Annotated in this window: 7 protein-coding genes; all 7 read left to right on the top strand. The window is 57.1% G+C overall.

The window, feature by feature from the left end:
• Nucleotides 1–59 precede the first annotated feature (59 nt).
• Nucleotides 60–650 (top strand): hypothetical protein, encoded by a 591-nt coding sequence (locus B5F27_RS07885; protein WP_087366184.1) that lies wholly within the window; start codon nucleotides 60–62, stop codon nucleotides 648–650.
• 1,097 nt (nucleotides 651–1,747) lie between these two features.
• On the top strand, nucleotides 1,748–4,105 hold the full coding sequence (locus B5F27_RS07880; protein WP_087366181.1) for a hypothetical protein: 2,358 nt from the start codon (nucleotides 1,748–1,750) through the stop codon (nucleotides 4,103–4,105).
• A gap of 24 nt (nucleotides 4,106–4,129) precedes the next feature.
• Nucleotides 4,130–6,508: a vWA domain-containing protein gene (locus tag B5F27_RS16985; protein WP_158098218.1), complete on the top strand. Its 2,379-nt coding sequence runs from the start codon at nucleotides 4,130–4,132 to the stop codon at nucleotides 6,506–6,508.
• 63 nt (nucleotides 6,509–6,571) lie between these two features.
• The gene (locus tag B5F27_RS07870; RefSeq protein ID WP_087366176.1) at nucleotides 6,572–10,105 is read left to right on the top strand and encodes a tubulin-like doman-containing protein; all 3,534 of its coding nucleotides are present in this window, start codon (nucleotides 6,572–6,574) and stop codon (nucleotides 10,103–10,105) included.
• A 41-nt stretch (nucleotides 10,106–10,146) separates the two neighbouring features.
• The gene (locus tag B5F27_RS07865; protein ID WP_087366173.1) at nucleotides 10,147–12,111 is read left to right on the top strand and encodes a hypothetical protein; all 1,965 of its coding nucleotides are present in this window, start codon (nucleotides 10,147–10,149) and stop codon (nucleotides 12,109–12,111) included.
• Entirely contained in the window at nucleotides 12,108–16,019 is a 3,912-nt protein-coding gene (locus B5F27_RS07860) for a hypothetical protein (RefSeq protein WP_087366170.1), read from the top strand. Before B5F27_RS07865 ends, B5F27_RS07860 begins: the two co-directional genes overlap by 4 nt.
• A 36-nt stretch (nucleotides 16,020–16,055) precedes the next feature.
• A complete protein-coding gene (locus tag B5F27_RS07855) occupies nucleotides 16,056–20,633 on the top strand; it encodes an FtsK/SpoIIIE domain-containing protein (RefSeq protein ID WP_087366167.1) in 4,578 nt (1,525 codons plus the stop codon).
• Nucleotides 20,634–20,636: the final 3 nt, after the last annotated feature.

Here is a 20,636-nt window from a genome sequence, read left to right as displayed (position 1 = left end):
GGCGAAGCTATGCTAAAATATGGTTGAAACGTACCATACAGGAAAGGATGTGAACTTGCATGGATTGGGGCGATAAGCTGGTGCATCTGGTCGCCTGGCAGATGAGACCGGCGTTCCGGTTCTTTTATCCTTTGTTTTCCAACTATATGGACCGGGATACTGCCGTCGTTGCCGCAACAGCAGTGGCATGTATTTTATGGCTGGCTCTGGGCGTCGGGGTGATCATTCTGCTCGCTGCGGTATATTTTAAGCTGCTCAGGTGGTTCACTGCCAAAGATATCGTACAGCAGTATCAGACGTACAACGCGCAGATGGAAAAGATCCTCGGGCTGGACAAGGACGCCCTGCGCGAATGGACCGAGCTGCCCAGGCTGCGGCGTTCCTGGCGCAGCCGGCTTTGTGCGGCAACGTTTCATTGCGTCAAGTGGATGCTGGTGGTGACCGGCATCCTGGGGGGCGGATTTTGCAGCCTGTTCTTTCAGCCGCAGACGGTTGCAGCTCCCGCCAAAGTCGTATTCAGTTCGGCAGTGTGGGCCGGATGTATACTTTGCGGTTTGGTGGCAGTTTGGCTGCTGAACCGCCTGCGGCGGCTTCCGGACCGTCTCCGGAAGGCTTGGTTTGGCTCCCCGGCGAGGTGCCGAAAATTATAAAAAAATACAAGAATTTGAAATCAAAAATATAGAAACACGGAGAGGCAATGAACGGTGGCCTCTCCGTGTTTTTTGTAATAGATTGAGGAATTGATGTAATGAATGGACGAATTTGACGCATGATTCGATAAAACGAATAAAAAATGCATCCATTATTTGAATAAAAAGAAGCGGCATGAATGCCGTTCTTGCGGTCTGTAATCCATTATTCAGCAAAAAAAGAAATACAGCTTTTTCATCCAATTTAAGCGAAAAATATAAATCATATATCGCCCCTGAAAACACGGATCAAAAAGATCAAACACAGATGGGTGATGGACAGAAGCGCACGCAAAAATAAGTGGGTTTTACACCATAGAAAATCAGTCCTGCATCCCGCAGGGCAAACGATTTGCCGCCTCCATCAGAAAACGAAATGGTTTCAATGAAGGGAGGATTACATGCTGCGTTCAGCCGGTGCCATGGGGTACAAAACCCGGAAGCAGCTGCCAGTATGCGGCAGGCCTGCATGGGGAACGGCCAGCCTCTTTCGACTGACATTCAGTCGGCGTTGTGAAGAAAAAACAACGAATAAAAGATGTTTTTGGAGAGAGCCAAACAGCTCCGGCGGGACAGCGCACTCCGATGAACTTGTGAAATGAAAGGGCAAAACCGCTTTTGGAGAGCGGCAGATTTCCCGGGTTGTATGACAGCCGCTAAAATTGGCAGTGGGAGAGGATAAAAGACAGTCCGATTGAAAAAAATCACACACCAAACAAACCGGAAAATCATGCTCTCAATCGGCATATCTTTGAGGTGCGTTTTCCCGGCACAGACAGAAAAAATTATTACAAAGTATAAAGCCAAACGAGGGGAAAGTCAATAGAAATGATGCTGCATATTTTGGGTGATATGTTGTGCAGGTTGCCGGAAAAATGAGAAAATTTTTGGTCCGGTTTACCGTAATATCCAGGTCGGCAGAAGGTTGACAGGATAGAAGGCTGATTGTATTATAGAAGTAATCATAAACTGCATTCAAAACGGCCGGAATATTCAAATAAAATGCTATATTTGAGCTTGGCGCCGCAATCGTGAACCGGAAGGACAAGGTGAATAAAATGAGCCTTTTTTGTGTGATCTTTTCCATGGTGGCAATGGCCATTGCATTTGCCCAGAACGTAAGGCATGGACAGACCCATCGCATGATCCGGTTTACCGGGTGGTATTTCCTGGCTGTTTTCCTGGTCAATCTGGCATCCCAGCGGCTGACATACCCGCAGATGACTCCGTGGGATCTTTTCTTTTATGGGATGATTGCGGCCCTGCAAAGTTTTACTCTGGATGCATCCTATGACGTCATCTCACAGGCCATTTATACAGAGGGCGCGTTTGCGTATCTGTACTCAACGCTGATTTTGATGTGCGCCCCGATTGTGGGCGGTGCAGCGGTTCTCAACATTCTGGCAGATATTTTTCCTGAGTTCCGTTACTGGTATAAAACCTACCTGTGCCGCAGGGTGGTGATTTTCTCTAGCCTGGATGACAACACCTTTGGCCTGGCTGCGGAAATGGCATCGGAGGCTGGCCGCCACAGCAGTGTCCGGATTGTATTTGCCAATACGGCGGCGAATGAAGGCGAAGAGGATGAGAGAAACCAAATCGAGGAGGCACGGCGCCGCGGGTGGATCTGTCTCAAGGACGGCATCGGCGAGCTGAAACTGAACTGGAGACGTCCGCTCAGCTATGTTCTTGCGCGGGAGGACGAGGAGCGAAACTTACAGGATGCGCTCCAACTGGCCAGTCACCGCGAAGGTCTCTGGAGTCGGGCGACCGATACAGAGATCTGGGTCTACACCCATGATTCCAGCGCACCGGAACTTCTGGAACAGGCTTTTTCCAGGTATCGCGAGGAAAAGACGATACGCCTGCGGATGATTTCGCCGGTCACCATGACGGTGTACCGGCTGCTGAGCGAATACCCGCTGTATGATGCGTTTGTCCGCGGCCCGCAGCAGGAGGAAGCCTACACGGTGGCCATTCTGGGCACGGATGCTTGGGCAGAAAATTTGTTTCGGACGGTGTACTGGTGCGGGCAGATTCTGAACAAGCATTTGAACATCCACCTCATCAGCCCGGATGCGGAACGGTTCGCCCGGCACATCCATGCACAGATTCCGGAGCTGGAGGAAAATGACGGACGGGAGGCGTACTGTCAGATTGCCTTTGAAGCCCTTGATCCGGAGAGCGAGGCGTTCGAAGCGCGCCTCATGCAGCAGCCGCTCCGGGACTGCCGGATATGGTATGTCAGTCTGGGCGCAGATCGGCGCAATATAGCTGTGGCCATGGCGCTGGGACGGCGCCTGCGGGCGATCCATCTGACCGAGTCATTCCATGGGTGGGTGCACTACGTGGTCAATAACAATGCGTTGACAGCCAGTCTCCAGGCCTGGCAGGCAGGCAGCCGGGACGGTTGTACCCTGCATCCCTTTGGCTCGGTGCAGGATCTGTATTCAGGCAGTAACCAGTGGGGCATCCTGCATGACTTTGCCTGGATGATCAATAACGCCTGGCAGGAGAAAAAGGGCGAGTTCAGTGCTGAAAATGAATACAAGCGCCGGTCGTCGCTGGCCGCGGCGCTGCATATTCAGTATAAATTGTACAGCGGCGGCTTTTTGGCGCCCAACCTGTGCCCGGAACAGTTGCCCCTGAAAATACGGGAGAGCCTGCACTTGTATTTGCAGGCGCCCGCAGACCAGGCGCGGGATTATGCAATTGGGTACAATGAACACCGGCGCTGGAACGCTTATATGCGCTCGTCGGGGTACCGGAGTGTTTTGCTGGCAGATTGGGTCGAATTTTGCCGAAACAAGGGAGAGGTAACATCCCGGGACAAAGCGTCCGGGCTGCATGTATGCCTGACTGACTTTGCGGGCCCGGAGCCAGTGTCCCGGCTGAAAGACCAGGACTGGGAGGCGGACCTGCCCCAGCGGGACCCGGTCCGTTTTGCACAGCTGGATGGATTGGACCGGGTATCCTGGCAACTGCATCAGTTGAAGGAAGAGTTTGCCCAGAGCCGGTATGAACAGGCGCTGTCCGCTTGGAGGGCCGGCGGCGAAAAATCAGAGGAAAAACCCACCCGGGAACAGCCCTGGAAGGATGATTATAAGATGTATGACATCCAGGCCTTGCGGGAAGTTGCGGAAAAGTACGAGATTTACAGCATAATTGAGGAATGGGCCAGAGAGAATGGTCGGCAAAAGCTGCGGGCCTACCTCAGTTTGCGGGAACTGGCCCCTGGACGGAAGGACCGGCTGGCGCTGCTGGATGCGCTGCGCGGTAAGATCAACAGCAAAGGGGCTGGACCCGAAGCGCAGAAACAGCTGGCACAGCTATATGCCTGGGCCGAAACAGAGCCCGAAGCGTTAGAGACGCTGACGGTGGAACAGTTGACAAAACGGCTGGCATTGGCTGTGTAACACAGTGGGCAAAGGGGGAATTGGGTGAAAACGCAGGATGGAACGATAAGCCGCTGGATGGCAGTGCTTGTGCTGGTTCTGGTGATGCTGTGGATGGCAGCTGGGTGGGTGCCGTCCGCTGCGGCGGCCGTGGAAAGCATGGGGAATGCCCGGCAGATTGCGGTGGTATACGATGATTCAGGCAGCATGGTCCGCGAGGACAATGTCTATACAGAAAACTGGTGCCGCGCAAAATATGCGATGGAAGTGTTTGCGGCGATGCTCAAAAAAGAGGACAACATGAGCATCTTTCCCATGAGTGCCTACCGCAATTCGGTGGAAAGCAGCCGCGCCCCGGTGCGGATTCAGGGCAGCATGGATGCAGACCAGCGGGTTCAGACGGTACATGAGATGGACCACCTGAGCCAGGGAACCTATTTCAACAGTGTTAAAGCGGCTTGTGCTTATCTGGAAACGGTGGAGCAGGGGCAGGACAGGTGGCTGATCGTCCTGACGGACGGCGAATTTGATACCCCCATTGAGCAGGTGGAAGAGTACCTGCGTCAGGCGGCAGAACAGGGGATCAAGGTCATCTATTTTGTGATGGGAGAGGGAACCCAGAGCATTGGGCAGGCCCCAGAGTTGGGAATCTACTCGTATCGCGTGGAAAATTCGGAAGAAATTCTGTCCGGCATCATCGAAGTCGCCAATCAGGTGTTTAACCAGCGAGCGCTGGACCACAGCTATCTGAAGGAGACCGCATACGGGTTGGAATTTACAACGGATATTCCGGTGTGGGATTTGACCATCTTTGCCCAGGGGCAAAAGATTGAGATTGGGGCGCTGTCCGGCGGAGAGGATACTTTGCAGGCGGCGACCCAGACCGAAGTGCGCTACAGCGACAAGATGCCCAGCAACTACACCCCGGAGGAACAGCAGAACATTCTGGTGGACACAAATCTAGAGGGCATTCTGGCATCCTTTTCGTCCGAAGGCACCATCCCAGCGGGAACCTATCAGGTGCCGGTGTCGGATTTGTCCAACGTGGAAGTTTATTACACCCCAGCGGTGGAAATTGAACTGCTGATGGAGGACGAGCAGGGAAACCAGTATCACCTGAACCGGCAGACAGCCGAGGTGGATAATCGCAGCTATCATGTGACGGCTCAGCTGGTGGATGCTGATTCAGGAGAGCCGGTGCGCAGCAATCTGGTCAAGCTGGAATCCTGTACCCTGACCTACAGCAATGGCGGCGAGACCTATACCTTGACCGGCCTGGAACAGGGCGGCACCGCGGTGAAATTTTCTTCCGGCGAGCTGATGGGTGAGCTGCTGGCGCAGCTGGACTGGCAGCAGCAAATCCGGGTTCCCATTGAAAGCGTAGTGGGGCCGGAGGTCTGGACGGGTCAGCTGGAGGTTGTGCTCCCACAGGTCAGCCAGGACGGCGCAACATATCAGTTCCTGCTGGATACTCTGGAGGACGGTTCGGCCGTTCAGGTTGTCCCGCAGATTCAGAACCCGGAAACCGGGGAACTGCTGGCACCGGGCGCAGAAGAAATGGCCAGCGCCGTGCTGGAGGTCCGAATGGAAGCCGCCGATCCCGGCAGCGCCGGCAGCGGGGCTTTGGGATGGCTGTACCGTATCTATGCGGCGCTGTATGAACGTCATCTGGATGACCGGGAAATTCTCTGGACCACGCAGCCGGACGGGAACCAGGTGCTGGTTCTGCCCCACTATGCAGGGCAGGGGGCAGACGACACCTACTACGGCAAAGCCGTCCTCTGGCTTGACTGGACCAGTGGCACAGCCGATCATGAAGTGCATATTTCCCAGTCCTGTGAAGTGAACATTGGCCCGCCGCCGCTGCGGCAGGTGCTGCCCCGGATGATCAAGGCCATGTGTCTGCTGCTGCTGGCGCTGGCAGCAATTCTGGGGTTCATTCGCAAGAAACGGCTGCCGGCCCGGCTTCAGGTTACGCTGACCGTGGTGGAGAAGACTCCGGGCATCTTTGCCGGCGGAGAATTTGAGCGGGAGATGGCGATTCACCGGAAGTTCAGTGTGTTCCGCGCGGAGGAAGCGCGGATCAATATGTCGTTCGGCGGCAAGATCTCGGCGCCCGCCCTGCACATCCGGGCGGCAAACCGATGCCTGAACAATAAGGATCGCCGGTTTGAGATTCTCAACATCGAAAAGTTTGCGCAGGTGGGAAGCATCCAGCCGGTTTATGTGGACGGCAAGGAGGTCAAACCGGGAGACAACCACCGGCCGCGGAACAGCAAAATCAAGATTACCTGCCGGAGCAATACCTGCAAGGGCAGCATTCCCCCGACCTGTGAGTTCAAGTTTGGGATACGCAGCAAAAAGGCGGCGAAGTCCGGGAGCTCCCGCAGGAAAAGAGGAAAATCCAGGAGACATGGTCGATGAACCTGCCGCGATGCGGTGGAAGCGGAAGCAAAAGCAGAACAAAAAAGAGCAGGAGGAAATTTTATGAACGCACCTACATTGATTGTCGGTCTGGGCGGAACGGGCAGCAAGATTGTCGCCAAGGTTGCAAATAAGACAAACTCCCAGCAGAGAAAACAGGTTCGTTTTGTCTGCATTGATACCGATGTGAATGATCTGCGCACGCTTCGGGAGAAAAATCCTTTTCTGGTGACGATTCAGACCTCGGCTCCCTACACGGTGGGCGAGTATCTGGATAAAAACCATTATGCCCGCGATGTGTGGTTTCCCACCCATCACATTATGAATTCCAAGACCCCCACCGAGGGCGCCGGACAGGTGCGCGCCATCAGCCGGCTGGCGTTTGACACCTGTGTGCGGGAAGGTGCGCTGGAGCCGCTGGAACAAGCCATTGATGGCCTCTATCCGCTGGATGGACGGGTGAACGGACAGGCGCTGCGGGTCATTGTGGTTTCCAGCCTTGCAGGCGGCACAGGCAGCGGCATCATTCTGCCTGCGGCCATGTACATCAAAAATTATCTGGACAAGCACTTCAAGCGCAATGCCAGTGTGATGCGTGGATTTTTGCTTTTGCCGGATATCTTCTTTGCAGCCAAGAGCCCGGAGGAGATCAACAATCTCTGCTGCAACGGCTACGCGGCGCTGCGGGAGCTGGATGCGTTCATGCGCCGCAGCGACTGTGAGAGGGAGAGCGGCATCCTGCACAGCCTGTCCCTGACCATGCCGGACCCGACCACTGATTCCCGGGTGGATTACAAGCTGGCGCCGTTTAACTTCTGCTTCCTGTATGGGGCGCAGAATACCTCCGATCAGCGGCTGTCCAGCTTTGAGGAGTACATGAACCAGGCAGCCAACATCGTGTATGCCCAGTCCATCAGTGCTTTGAGCGGCCGGAGCAATTCCAGCGAGGACAACACGATTCTGACCCTCTGCGCCGGCCATGGACGCAACCGGTTCTGCGGTGCAGGCAGCAGCTGCATGATCTATCCCAAAGAGGACGTAATCCGCTATATGGCGGATGTATGGGCGCTGAAGAGCATGGGTGAGGGCTGGCTGTATCTGGACAGAAAGTATGAGGAGTACAGCCGCCGCCAGGAGCAGCTGATGGAGCGGGACCCCATGGCGGAGATGATGAGCCTGCGGGACTTTTACATCAATACGGTGGAAACCGACAAGGAGAGCGCACTGACCGCCCGCATCCGCAAGGAATGCCGGGCGCAGGATGCAGCCAATCCCACCCAGGATGTGGGCAAGTGGGAGCACTATCTGATCGACCTGGGGGAGATGATCCACCAGGAGATCGAAGCCGATGTCCAGATGGAGAATGCCAAGCAGGACCTGCAAACCAGCTATAACACCCTGACTTCAGTGGGCAAAAATGAGACCGAGGGCATTGAAGCAGAGCGCGACGCTGCCTATGCCAAATTGATGGAATATCACAAGCGTTCGCTGGCCAGTGCGCAGATTGTGGCATCTTCCATCATCAACAATCACATTTTGGCCGAAGGCGACCTGACCGAAACCAGCAAACGCACCCACATGGAGTACTGGCTGCGGGGAAATAAGGACCAGTTTGCGCATCCGGCCTCGGTGAGGTATTTCCTGTATGGGCTGCAAAATCTGCTGGATAAGCGGATTGCAGACAGCCGCACGCGGCTGGAAAAGATTCACAAGGACCTGAAAGAATTGGATGACCAGATTGACGACCAGGAGACGGAGGGCATCCGCGAGGACATCACCGATTACCGGGTCACCAAAAAGGTATTTGTGTTCCCTGAGCGCGTGAATCTGACGGCGGTGGACGATCTGGTGGACTATTTCCAGAACCATCAAAAGAGCGTGGATGAAGAGCGGGATCAGCTGGTTCGGATGCGGGTGCTGGAAGCGCTGCGGGAACACGTCGGCCGTTTGGTCAACTGCATGGAACTGTTTTTCAGCACCCTGCGGGTCTGCCTGGAGGATACACGCCGCGACCGGAATTTGATCCGCGGCCGGTATAGCAACTGTGAGGGCAGTACGACTTACTATGTCTGTGCCAACAGCCGGTGCCTGGACGCCATGGAGCAAGAGATGCCCTATGAATTCAGCAGCATGGACAGCGAAGTCAGCCGGACCATCTACTGTGAAATCAAACGGATGGGCCTGAGCCGCGAGGAGATTGACAGCCGCGGCCTCAAAAAGATGTATGAAAACGAGATCATGGATTACTGGCGCCGCGCCGTGCTGCGCAAGAATGGCGCCAGACTGGAGATCAATGTCATTGATGCGCTGATGAATGAGGCCTGCTATATGGCAGACCGCAAGGACATCACCATGACGGAGCAGGAGGCCTATTGCCAGAGCAAGCTGACGCAGACAGCCAACATGGCAGAACCCTTCATCGAACGGCCCCAGGGAGAAATCCGGCATCCCATCAAAGTCAGCTGCTACAGTGAGAATGTGCGCCGGCGGTATGAAGGATTCATCACCCGGGCACTGAATGAGGAAGGCGGCTATGCGGATGACTCGGTGGATGACTGCGAGCTGATTTTCTATCATGCACTTTACGGCATCCGCGCTGTGGATTTGCAGCAGTTCAGCCCGGAGATCAACTCCCGGACGATGAAGCGCCGGGCCGGCATCTACTATGAGGCATACAAGAGCCGTGTCAGCAAGTTGGGTCCGGTGCTGGCCCGCAACAGTGATATCACGCCCCATATTGACCGCAACTGGCATCTGGCCAAGTATCTGCCGGACCTGTCAGATGAGGTCCATGAAAAAGAGATCAAGGATGTATTCCGTGCAATGGTCTGGGGTCTGATTTCGGAAAACATCAAGTATCAGGTGAGCGATCATCTGTATACCCCGGAGAGCAATGACAATCGGGATTTTATCGTGCCCAGCCGGGAAGGGGACGCCGCCAAGGCCAACCCCTGCGACAAACTCAGTGAGCTGGCGGATGCACTGGCCATCAATCCGCCCCAGGTGGCGCGGATTCTGCGCTCGCTGGATACCCAGATTGAGATCGAACTGCGGGACCGCAAAAAGTTTGGCGAGACGCTGTTTGCCCGGCGGATTCGGTGGCATGACCCTGCGAAAGTACATCAGAACCACGGCGAAAATATGGTGAACTACTTCCGCATTCAGGAGTTTGATAAAGAGACCGACGCGTCCATCTTTGATATCCTCTACTGGTACAAGTACAGCAAGCCGGTGGATGAATACAACGTGGACAACATGAATCTGCTGCGGGATGCGATCATTGAACTGGTGGAGTACTATATTTCGCGGTTTGTCGGCCAGAATTTGCAGAATGCGGCCTTTGCGGTGGTGATGGTGGACCAGCTGATCCGCTTTAAGGAAAACATGACCAAGCAGGGCCTGATGAACAATGGCGAGCCGCTGCGCCCGGACCGGCTGCTGGATGAGACGGTGGGAATGGTGACCAGTGCCCTGAACCGCCGGTTCCGGGAAGAATACCTGATTGATTCCAGTGACCTGCACAATGTCCTGGTGGAGATTGACCGTGCAGCGAATGAAATTCGAGATGCCCAGGCCAAAAATCCCTTTGGCGCATGACGGGCGGCAGAGGCAAAAACTGAGAAAAGGAGGTGGCGCGGGTGCTGACTGTTATCATCACGACAGATGATTCCGATTCGTTTTTGCATGAGTACAGCACGCTTTTCCTTCCGTTCCAGCAGGAAGGGCAGATTGCTTTCTGCCATTGGAACCCAGCGGGCAAAGACTACAAGTCCGCGCTTCCGGAGTTGAGCGGCCTGGTGGCCGCCCAGACCGAATGGAGGGCGCTGGTGGCGCTGATCCAGCGGGAGGACGATCTGGACCAGGAGCAGGAATTTCCCGCAGAACTGGACAATCCCTTTGATTTCTGCTGCAATGGCCGGCAGGACGGCTATGAGGTGGAGGAAAGCAATATCCCGCTGATCCGCCTGGCCCAGATGCTGGGAGGGGTGCCTGAACCCATCTACGAATTTGCGGATGACCTGGTCCAGCAGCCGGAGACCGGACGCTGGATGCGGGACACCGTCCTGAAAACCACGCGGGAATCGATTCGGCAGCAGCGAATCAAGTGGAGCGTTTTGGAGGACAAATACCAGTTTTCGGGGCCAAAACCCTGCACAGTATGGTTTCTGGTCAGCCGCCCGTATCCGGCATCCCGGGTCCGCAAAAAGAACCAGGAGCCGGACAGTCCCGAACCAAAAAAGGATCTGAGTTTTGCACAGCGCAACCGCTACCCGGCCCGGGCAAGATTTTTCACCATGGACTGTATGGGGTCCCGGTATGGTCGGGGTACGCTGGAGGAATTTCACTTTTGGATGGCGGCGCTGACCTTGGCCATCAACGATTATGACGGCGGCAGGGTAGAGCCGGAAAAACTATACCAGATTCATTTGGATTTGAGCACCGAACAGTGGCGAAAGCTGCTCAGCGACTACTGCAACCGGCTGTCCCGCATCCGCAGAATGATGGAGCGCCGCGCGTCGGCCCTGCGGACCCGTGCCCATCAGGAGGAGCCGCCCAAGGAACAGGAACTGCCGGATTTCACCTTTAAGGTCACGGTGGCAATGGATCCTGTGAACAGTTCCGAGCTCCAGGTGGAGGACGGCGATCTGGGCCTGTCCCGGGATTGTCCCGAGGATGAGCTGGACTGGTGGGGGCGGTCGGTTCGTCAGAGCGGCAGAGCGATGGAAAAACTACTGATGGCACCTCGCAGAGCGCTGGACCAGGCCTGTCTGTATGCGCACCGCAACAGCAGTGTGGCGCCCATACAGGTGCGGAAACTGGATTCGTACCAACAGGAAGAGCTGGAGCATCTGCTGATGGAAGAGGAGATCGCTCTGTTCCAGACCAATGCAGATGAAGCGCTGCCGCTGGGAAGGATCCGTCGGGACAGGCGGAAGGCCGACCGTCAGGTCCGCGAAACCATCGGAGGCCGGATGAGCCGGCGGATGACAACCATCGCAGGCGTAGCCGCGCTGCTGCTGTATCTGGCCGGTTTTGTGCCGGAGTGGATTCGTGCCCGGATGCAGGGAGCAGAGCTTGGGCCGATTTTGCTGGCCTGCGCTATACGGCTGGGCATTTTGGCGGTTGTGGGCCTGTTGACTCTGCTGTGGTTCCGGCATGGCCTGCGCCGGAAGGTCGGAGACTACAACGCGGTGATGCGGACCCTTGGAACCAAAATCAACGCCATGTGTGAATTTTACAGCGGTTATCTCACCCAGATCTGCACCTATATGCGGGGCAGGGGGGCGCTGGATTTAATCCAGAGCCGCACCGTTGCCGTGCAGGAGCAGACCGACCGGATGGAGCGTCATATCAGGGCGCTGGATCGCTGCTGCCGCCAGACGATTTCCTGGATGGAGAGCATGGGGCTGGAACGGATGGAAGACGAGCACAGCGGCCAGCCGGAGTACTTCAACGTCGAGATTCCGCCAGAAGAAAATGAGGCCTACGAACTGCGCACCCGGCGCAGCATCCTCAAACGGGACAGGTCGGGCCGGCAGATCCGTGTGCCCTATCCCTTTGTACAGGGCCTGGAATTTGAGAGAGAGGAGCTTTTCAAGTGAGTAACGTCAGCCTGTTTGAACTGATCCGCTCCTGTCTTTTGACCGTTCCCTTTGTGCTGCTCTGCCTGCACAGCAGTAGAATCAACCTGAAGCGCAGCCAGCGCGTCCGTCAGTATCTCATGGTGTTTTTGGCGGTGGCATACTGCGTGCCCACCCTGATTCTGGTTGACCGAATTCTCAACAGACTGATCGTTCTGATCCGGTGGCTGGCCGGCCTGACCGGTCTGATCCCCGGCATCGGGGCGGTGGTGAGCAGACTGCTTTCCCTCGCGCTGGATTATCTGCTGCGGGGGTACGGCGTCCAGATGCTGGCCAATACCGTCCTGGTGGCGGCGTTCTGCATCTTCAAGCGATTTGCACTTTTGGCGTGCAAAAAGCTGTACGAGCGCTTTCCTTCTCTGTATGGCCGGGCGACCGAATGGTTTTATGAGAAGCGTGCAGGGGATCCCTGTCCGATGCTGAAGGACCATTGCCGCCAGCTGAGAGACCTGGTGCGTGTATTCTATGGGGCGTTCATTGCGCTGGGGGCAATGGATATTCTGTTGGTTTTGCTGCATCCCTCCGACCCGCTCTATTCTTACCCGCTGTACCCGGTGTTCGGTGTGCTGATTATGGGAGAGTGCAGTTTCTTTCTGGGAGGCTATACCCGCCAGGAGTACGCGGCCCAGGAGGGCGGCACCGAGGAGGGGGAGACGGCAGATCTGGAAGAACTGCGCCTGGAACTGGAAAGGCTGTTTGGAGACAGGCTGCTGTACCAGGACAGCTGGGATGCAGCGCCGCTGCCCGCCCCGAAAGAGGAGGAAAATCTGCTGGAAAAGCTGAGCAGCAGCCCGGACGCGATCGATCAGATCACCAGCAATTATTTTTTAAACAAGATTGCCTGCGGAGAGGAGATTGAGCAGGATACAGTCCAGGGTGCGCTGGCCCTGATGCAGGGCCGGAGTGTGCTGTTCTGTGACCCGTTTTATCACGATCTGACCGACTGCCTCATGCTGCCGGTGGTACATCAGCTGCTGAACCATCACAAGATTCTGGTGGTGTTGGGACGTTCGTCCGGCGATCAGGATGTGATGGGCTGGATACAGGATGGTCTGGAGCGCAGCTGCAATCTGCGGTCGCTGTGGTCGGTGGCATGGCTGGAGGAAAGGGACAGCAGCGGAGCGGCTCTGCCGGATGTAGGCCTGCTGCGGTTCAATGATCTGTACAATATGCCGTTGCAGCAGAGCTGTACGGACTTTTTCAGAGAGGTGTCACTGGTGATCCTTCTGGAGCCCAGCAACCTGATGGGAACCGGACAGATTGGCCTGCGCACCATCTGCCAGCTGTGTGAGGGCGATGGCAAGCAGCCGCCTGTCTATGCTGCGTGCGACCGGAACAGCGACGGCCTTGTGGACGCGCTGAGTCATACGCTGCGCCAGAGCCTGGTGGAGGTGATGGCTTCGCCCATTCCGAGAAACCATCGCTATCAGATGTTCTGGGCAGCGGAGGGGATCAGCGTCGCAAACCGGATTCTGCCCAAAATCAGCCGGTATCTCGGCTTTGGAACGGAACTTTCTGTGGTGGCGCTCCGGCATGGAATCAGCCAGTCCCATTGGTACTGCAACAACCGGATTCCGATGCGGGATATGCGCTGGAGCGCGGAACAGTATACCGCGGCGCTGTGCACCTATGCCGACTGCCGCGTCGAGCAGAGTGTGCTGGACGAGCGAATCCGGTTTGAGAACCGCCTGTGGCAGGCGGACCGGTTGACGGATGCCTTTGTGATTGTGGAAGATGAATACAACAATATGTTTGAATTGGCGCGGGTCTATGCGGCCCACGCGGAAGGCACCGCGTTTGTCAACATACTCAGCGAGAACTATCTGCTGCGGGATTATATGCGCTGCAATGCAGAGATGATGGAAAACGATCCCAAGGCAATCCCGGCCCTGTGTCCGGATTTTGCCCGCACCGAGCGGAATACCGTACTGCGGCTGCTGCTGATGATGACCGCCAGTCCGCAGGAAGAGTCCATGGTGAAAAAGGAACTGACGCTCTGCGGTCACAAGGAAAAGGACGTCTATCAGGCATTCTGCAAACTGCTGGTGCAGGACACAGATTTGCCGGAGGACATCGTGCGGGTAATCTACCGGGAGGAGCCGGACGAGCTGGGCGCAGGAACCATCAGCCGGAAGTATTTTTCTGTGTCTCCGGACGATTTCCGGCGGCTGTATGAAGAAGTTTTGCGGCCCGCCTGCTTTGTGGTGGAAAATGAACAGAATGGTCGCTGCTTTATGGGGGCGCGGATGATGGGCCAGGTGACCCAGAGTCTGCTGCCGGGACAGTTCTTCAGTTACGACGGCCGGTACTATCAGCTGCAACGCATCACCCGGGAAGAAGGCATGGTGGTGCGGCGGGCAGCCGACCATATTGTGAGCCGCCAGTGCTACCGGCAGCTGCGCAGCTATCAGCTGAATGAGTTGGAGCCCTGCGGGCCCATCCAGGATCTGCGGGGGTTGTCGGTACAGATCTGGCAGGCAAATGTGGAGGTGGAAACCAGCGGCTATTATGTTATGCATTCCCGGGAGGACTTCCAGACGGCCCATCGGGTGGACCTGGGAGATCAGCCGGTCCGGCGCAGCTACCGCCGCAAAAAGGTGGTTCGGATTTTGCTGCCCGATGTACAGCTTCTTTATCCGGTGAGTGTCCTGCTGAATGAGCTGTTTGTGACCCTGTATCCGGGCGAAGCGGATTTCCTGTCGGCGGCCACCAATGGGCCCCGGCCCGAACTGGCGTATGGGGCGGCGCTGTCTCCGGTGCTGACGTGCGAAGGAGAACCGGCGCTGTATCTCATCGAGGATTGCCTGATGGATCTCGGTCTGCTGGTCAGCGCAGAGCGGAATCTGCGCAGAATTTTGGAAATCATGGCCGATTATCTGGACTGGTATCAGGACCCTGCGCGGGAACGCTGGGAGGGAAAATCCCAACCAGGCCGGGATGCAGAGTTAGACAGGCCGGAGCAGGCCCAGCAGTCTGTGCTGCGGGAAGAAGGCATTGACTTTGAGGGTGAGGATGACCGCGTTATGACCGGCGAAGGCGCCAGAGAGCGCCTGCACACCCTGCGGGAATACCTTACTTATGGCGCAGAGGAAACCGCCGCATTCCTGAAACTGGACCAGCTGTATGCATTCCTCTGCAAGTACGGCTTTTTGGATTCCCTGCTGCATCATACCCGCACCGGGGATCCCGAAATCGAGGCGTATGTCCGTCACATTGAAGACGGGGAACATCTGTGTGATTTCTGTGGTGCGCCCATGGAGCCGGGCCAGTTTACGGTTTTGAAGGATGGACGGGAACGGTGTCCTGCGTGCAACAAGACGGCCGTGCGGCGCGCGCGGGATGTGAAAAAGCTCTTCCTGGATACCCGCCGGGAGATGGAGCAGACCTTCGGGATTTCCATCCGCTGCCCCATCAAGGTGCGGTCGGTGAACGCCCAGAAAATTGCGGCTGAGCTGGGCAAAGAGTTCAAGCCCACAGGCGGAATGGATGGGCGTACACTGGGCTTTGCAAGGCAGCGCGCCCGTGGAGGCCGGGAGCTGTACCTGGAAAACGGCTCGCCCCGGGATGCGCTGGCCAGTACCATTGTCCACGAGTTGACCCATATCTGGCAGTATGAAAACTGGGGGGATAAGATTCCTTCCAACGAGGAAAATCTTCCCATCTATGAAGGCATGGCTGTCTGGACTGAAATCCAGATGATGCTGAGCCACGATCAGATCCAGCGGGCAAAACGGTATGAATATCTGCGTCTGCAAGTTCACGACGAATATGGCGATGGCCTGCGGATGTACAAGCAGCACTACCCATTTCAGAAGGGCAGCAGGACCAGCCGCAGAAAATCGCCGTTTGGCAGAATTCCGCCGCTGTAACCGTTCCAACGAGGCGAAAGGGGGAAGGATGAATCCATGCGAATATCCGTCATGAGCAGCAGCCGGATGGAGATGATCCGGACCGGCACACAGGATACAGGTGAAATACCGGTGTATGCCAGTCTGAGAGACCGGCGGGTGCAGATTGCTGCCATCCTCCGTTCCGGACAGGGGTGGAAGATTCGATGTGAAGAGGGCTGCCGGTTTCTTGCCATCGACCCGCTTCGGGTTCGGCAGCTGGAGCAGACCGAACTGCCTCTGCAACCGGGCACCCCCTGTAGTATCCAGGTGGAATCCAGAGAACTGGTGCGGCTTCTGCCCGATGAAGACCCCCAGGAAGACCAGACGCTGCCTCTGTATGCACTGCCGGCGGAAGGAACCCTGCTGATGGGCGGCGACCGTTCCTGCGCGGTGCAGTGGGATGGCTTTGGCGTGGACGGACCGGCGCTTCAGCTGGTGGTGCAGGCAGGCGGCGTGCAGGTCAAAAACTTGGAACGGGCACCCTGGCTGCTGTACTGCCGCGGGGCAGCAGTCAGCCGGGCCCGGCTGGAACCGGGGGATTGGGTTTATTTTGCAGGTTTGTGGATGACGGCAGGCGCGGGCTTTTTGCAGCTCAGCGTGCCGGATGGCCGCGCCCATGTAGCGCTGGAGCCGCTGACAGCGGCACGCTGCATGGAACAAGGCAAAAAGCAGAATGCTTCCTTTCATATTGCGCCGTCCCACTCGCTGCTTCCGCAGCGGGATGCCATCCGCGTACAGCCTCCCCCCGGCCTGCAGGAGGAAGTCCGGCAGCCGGTGGGCCTATTGGCCATGCTGCCCAGCACCCTGATGGCCTTTGCCATGCTGGTAACCATGATTACCACGGCTACCAGCGGCAAAAGCATTGGTACGCTGTTTTCCAGTATGCTGATGGTGATGTGCATAGTTCTGTCCCTGATGGTGCCGGTGTTCAGCCGGCGGCAGGCCCGGCGGCAGGCCGCCGCCCAAAAGCTGCGCAAAGAAGAAAATTATCGGGAATATTTAAAGCAGCTGTCTCAAAATGTGCAGCATGAATGCGAGGTGGAGCGGTTCAACCTCCTGCTGCGCAATCCGCCGCTGGATGGAGAGGGGATCAGTCTGAGTCAGCCGGGCGGAGGTTCCTGCCTGGTGCTCAGCTGTACCGCCCGCAGTGCAGGAGACGGCTGGAAAGGCCTGTGGGAGCGTCTGGCCGACGACCCGGACTTTCTGTGTGTCCAGGTGGGAACCGGTGATTTTGCCCCGGCCTGCCGTCTGGAAAAACCGGAACCCACGGCCATCGGTCCCCTTCCGCCGCTTTATCAGGAGATGGAACAAGCAGTCCAGGAGCTGCCGATTCTGCATCAGGCACCGGTGGTGCTGGACCTCAAAGCCGACCGGCTGGTGGGCATTGTGGGCAGAAACCGGGATGATGTGGTGAGGCAGACCATCGGCATGTTGGTGGAGCTGACAGCCCTGCACAGCTATGAAGATTTGCGGATTGTCCTGATCTATGGAGAAAAAGAGCGCACCAGCTGGGAATTTGCCAAGTGGATGCCCCACGTCTGGCGGGAGGATGGCCGGGTCAAGTACATTGCCAACGATCTGAGCGAGATCAAATCCCTTTCCCAGATGCTGCTGGAAACCTATCGCGCACGCAGGGAGAGCGGCGCCACTCCGGAATATCGTCGGTGGAACCCGTGGTATCTGATTGTCCATGCGGATCAGGAGCTGGGCCGGCGCGCCGAAGCGCTGCGGGAGCTGTATGGATGCCAGGAAAACCTGGGGATCACCCTTCTTGAACTGTGTGAAAGCGAAAAGCAGCTGCCCAAAAACTGTACTGCGATTGTAGATCTGGACCGGAGCGCGCTCCAGCTGCGGCGGGGCGGAACGGTTCAGGAACAGCGCTTCAGTACCTCGGTCTGCTATACAGGAGATGCGCTGGCGCTGTTCACAAACATGAGCCGCATTCGTCTGAATGATGTGGAGCGGGGCACAGGTTTTCCCGAATCGCTGAGCTTTTTGGAGATGGAGCAGGCGGGAAACACCCAGCAGCTCAATATTCTGCACGCCTGGCGGACCAGTGATCCGGTCCACACCCTGGCGGCAACGATTGGACGGGATCGGGATGGCTTTGCGGTCACACTGGACCTGCATCAAAAAGCCCACGGGCCCCATGGACTGGTGGCAGGAACCACCGGCTCAGGCAAAAGCGAGCTGTTGATCTCGATGATTCTGGATTACGCCATCCACTACCGGCCGGATGAAGTAGCCTTTGTGCTGATTGATTTCAAAGGGGGCGGCATGGCGGATGTGTTCCGTGGTCTGCCGCACCTGGCGGGCTGCATCACCAATCTGGACGGGAATGCACTGCGCCGCAGTTTCCTTGCCATTGAGAGCGAGCTGGAACGCCGTCAACAGAGCTTCCAGCAGGTTACCCAGCAGCTGCATCTGAACTCGGTGGATATCTACACCTATCAGAGCCTGTATCGGGAAGGCCGGGTAGCTGAGCCGATGCCGCACCTGATTCTGGTGGCAGACGAGTTTGCAGAGCTGAAGAATCAGCAGGGAGATTTTATGGAACAGCTGATTCGGATTGCCCGGATTGGCCGCTCTCTGGGAATCCATCTGATTCTGGCCACTCAGAAGCCGGACGGCGTGGTGGATGAACAGATCCGGTCCAACGTGCGGTTCCGGATTTGCCTCAAGGTTCAGGACAAGAGCGACAGTATGGCGGTTCTGGATACGCCGGATGCGGCACAGCTGGCCCAGGCGGGCCGCTTCTACCTGAAAGTGGGCATGAACGAGATCTACGAGTTGGGACAGTCCGGCTACAGCGGTACGCCCTACCAGCCGCGCAGCCGGTATGAGCCGTCCAAAGATCTGGCGGTGGATCTGCTGGATGAACAGGGCCGGGTCAAGCGCTCGGCAGCCCCCAGCCGTCCGCTGGAAAATCCCGACCTCAAGGAGGTAACCGCAGTATTAGAGGCGGTTGCCGCAGCAGCGCAGGCAGAGAAATATACCCAGCACTTCCTCTGGGCCGAGCCGCTGGCTATGGTTCAGGAGGGAACCGACCGGCTGGATAAGCCAAAGGAAGACCGCTGTGCGGTCCAGGTGGGTGAGTACGATGACTTGTTTGAGCGCCGGCATAAACCGGTCTTTCTGTCTCTCTCGAGCCTGGGGCATGGCGTGGTGTATGGTGCAGCGGGTTCCGGCAAGAGCGATTTTGTGTGCCGTGTGCTGATTGAGTGCATGAAGAAGTATACGCCGGAGCAGGTGCAGTTCTATCTGGCAGATGCTGAATCCGGCACTTTGCAGGCGTATCAGGGCGGCAGCCACACCGCCTTTGTGGCGCTGGCAGGAGAGTACGACCGGTATGAGGAGATGCTTCAACTGCTGCATCAAGAACTGGAACGCCGCCGGGTGCTATTGCAGCCCTTTGGCGGTGACCTGGAACGCTATCTGGACAGTGGACATGTGCTGCCGTACTGTCTGTGTGTGGTGCAAGATTTAGGCGGATTCACCGGCGGACCCAATGGCGGCGAGCTGCTGGACCGGCTGCGGGAGCTGGCGCGTGTTGGCAAGAAATACGGCCTGACCCTGCTGCTGACCGGCACGGATGAGCGAAGCGTCCATTATTCGCTCCGCAGCCTGCTGCCGCAGGTATATGTGCTGCGGATGACCAATGCAGATGAATACGCCAGTATTCTGGGCCGGACGCAGGGAATGACGCCTTCCGATGGCCGGGGACGCGGGCTGATCCGCTGTGAAACGCCAGGCCGTGGCAAGGGATATTCCATCTATGAATTCCAGGTGGATGTGCCTTTTGCACATGCGGCAAATCCCTATGAAGAGATTTGTGCGCTGGTGCAGAGCATCTCGCAGAAATACGGCAGTACGGCCCCGGCGGAGGAACAGGTGCCGCAGGATCTGGAGCCGGATTGGTTCGACCGCTTCCCCTGTACAAGGGAAGCGGTGCCGGTGGCTGTGTGCCGGGATGGCACGCCGGTGCTCTGGAATTTCCAGGCGGACCCGCTGCTTCAGTGTAGCCTTCCTTCCGAGATGGGCCTGGTGCGGGGGCTGATCGGGCTGCTGGCCCGGGCCTGTGCGGGAGGCATGGTCTGTGTACTGGATGGTACAGGCCAGTGCGGCCCGCTGCCGGCGGAGCATGTAAAGGTATACGCAGGGCAGGACTGCGCAGGGGCGGTCAATGATTTTTTTGATCGAATAAATGAACAATTTCAACAGGCCCGGGCGCAGATGTCTGCTGGGCAGCCGATGCATCTGTCTGCCATGGGCCTGGTGGTCATTGCGCCGGCAAAACTACTGACGCAGCTGGATGCTGCTGGGGCGGCGCGGTTGAACAATCTGTTGGCCTATCGCTCCAAGAGCGGCAAGTTCCCCATCTATGATCTGGTGTTTTCGGAGTATGCAGAGGGGCTCAGATGTCCGCTGCCTGCACTGGAACCCTTCCGGCCCATTCGGGATGGCCTGGTGCTGGAGCAGCCCCGGCAGGGCAGCCAGTATCTGTTTGAGAGCAGGCAGGTGGAGGCCGGTCAGGTCAAAACCGGAGTTTTGCGTCAAGGCATACTGTCAGGCTGCCGTTTTGCAGCGTGGTAAGGA

It is taken from the genome of Faecalibacterium sp. An192, from assembly GCF_002160175.1.
GTDB lineage: Bacteria > Bacillota > Clostridia > Oscillospirales > Ruminococcaceae > Faecalibacterium.
The sequence above is the reverse complement of the archived record's forward strand: the minus strand, read 5'-3'. Positions and strand labels throughout refer to the sequence as shown.

Bases quoted from the DNA above. Each gene is read 5' to 3' on its own strand.
- B5F27_RS07885 (WP_087366184.1), top strand. From the start codon at position 60: ATGGATTGGGGCGATAAGCTGGTGCATCTGGTCGCCTGGCAGATGAGA.
- B5F27_RS07870 (WP_087366176.1), top strand. From the start codon at position 6,572: ATGAACGCACCTACATTGATTGTCGGTCTGGGCGGAACGGGCAGCAAG.
- B5F27_RS07880 (WP_087366181.1), top strand. From the start codon at position 1,748: ATGAGCCTTTTTTGTGTGATCTTTTCCATGGTGGCAATGGCCATTGCA.
- B5F27_RS07855 (WP_087366167.1), top strand. From the start codon at position 16,056: ATGCGAATATCCGTCATGAGCAGCAGCCGGATGGAGATGATCCGGACC.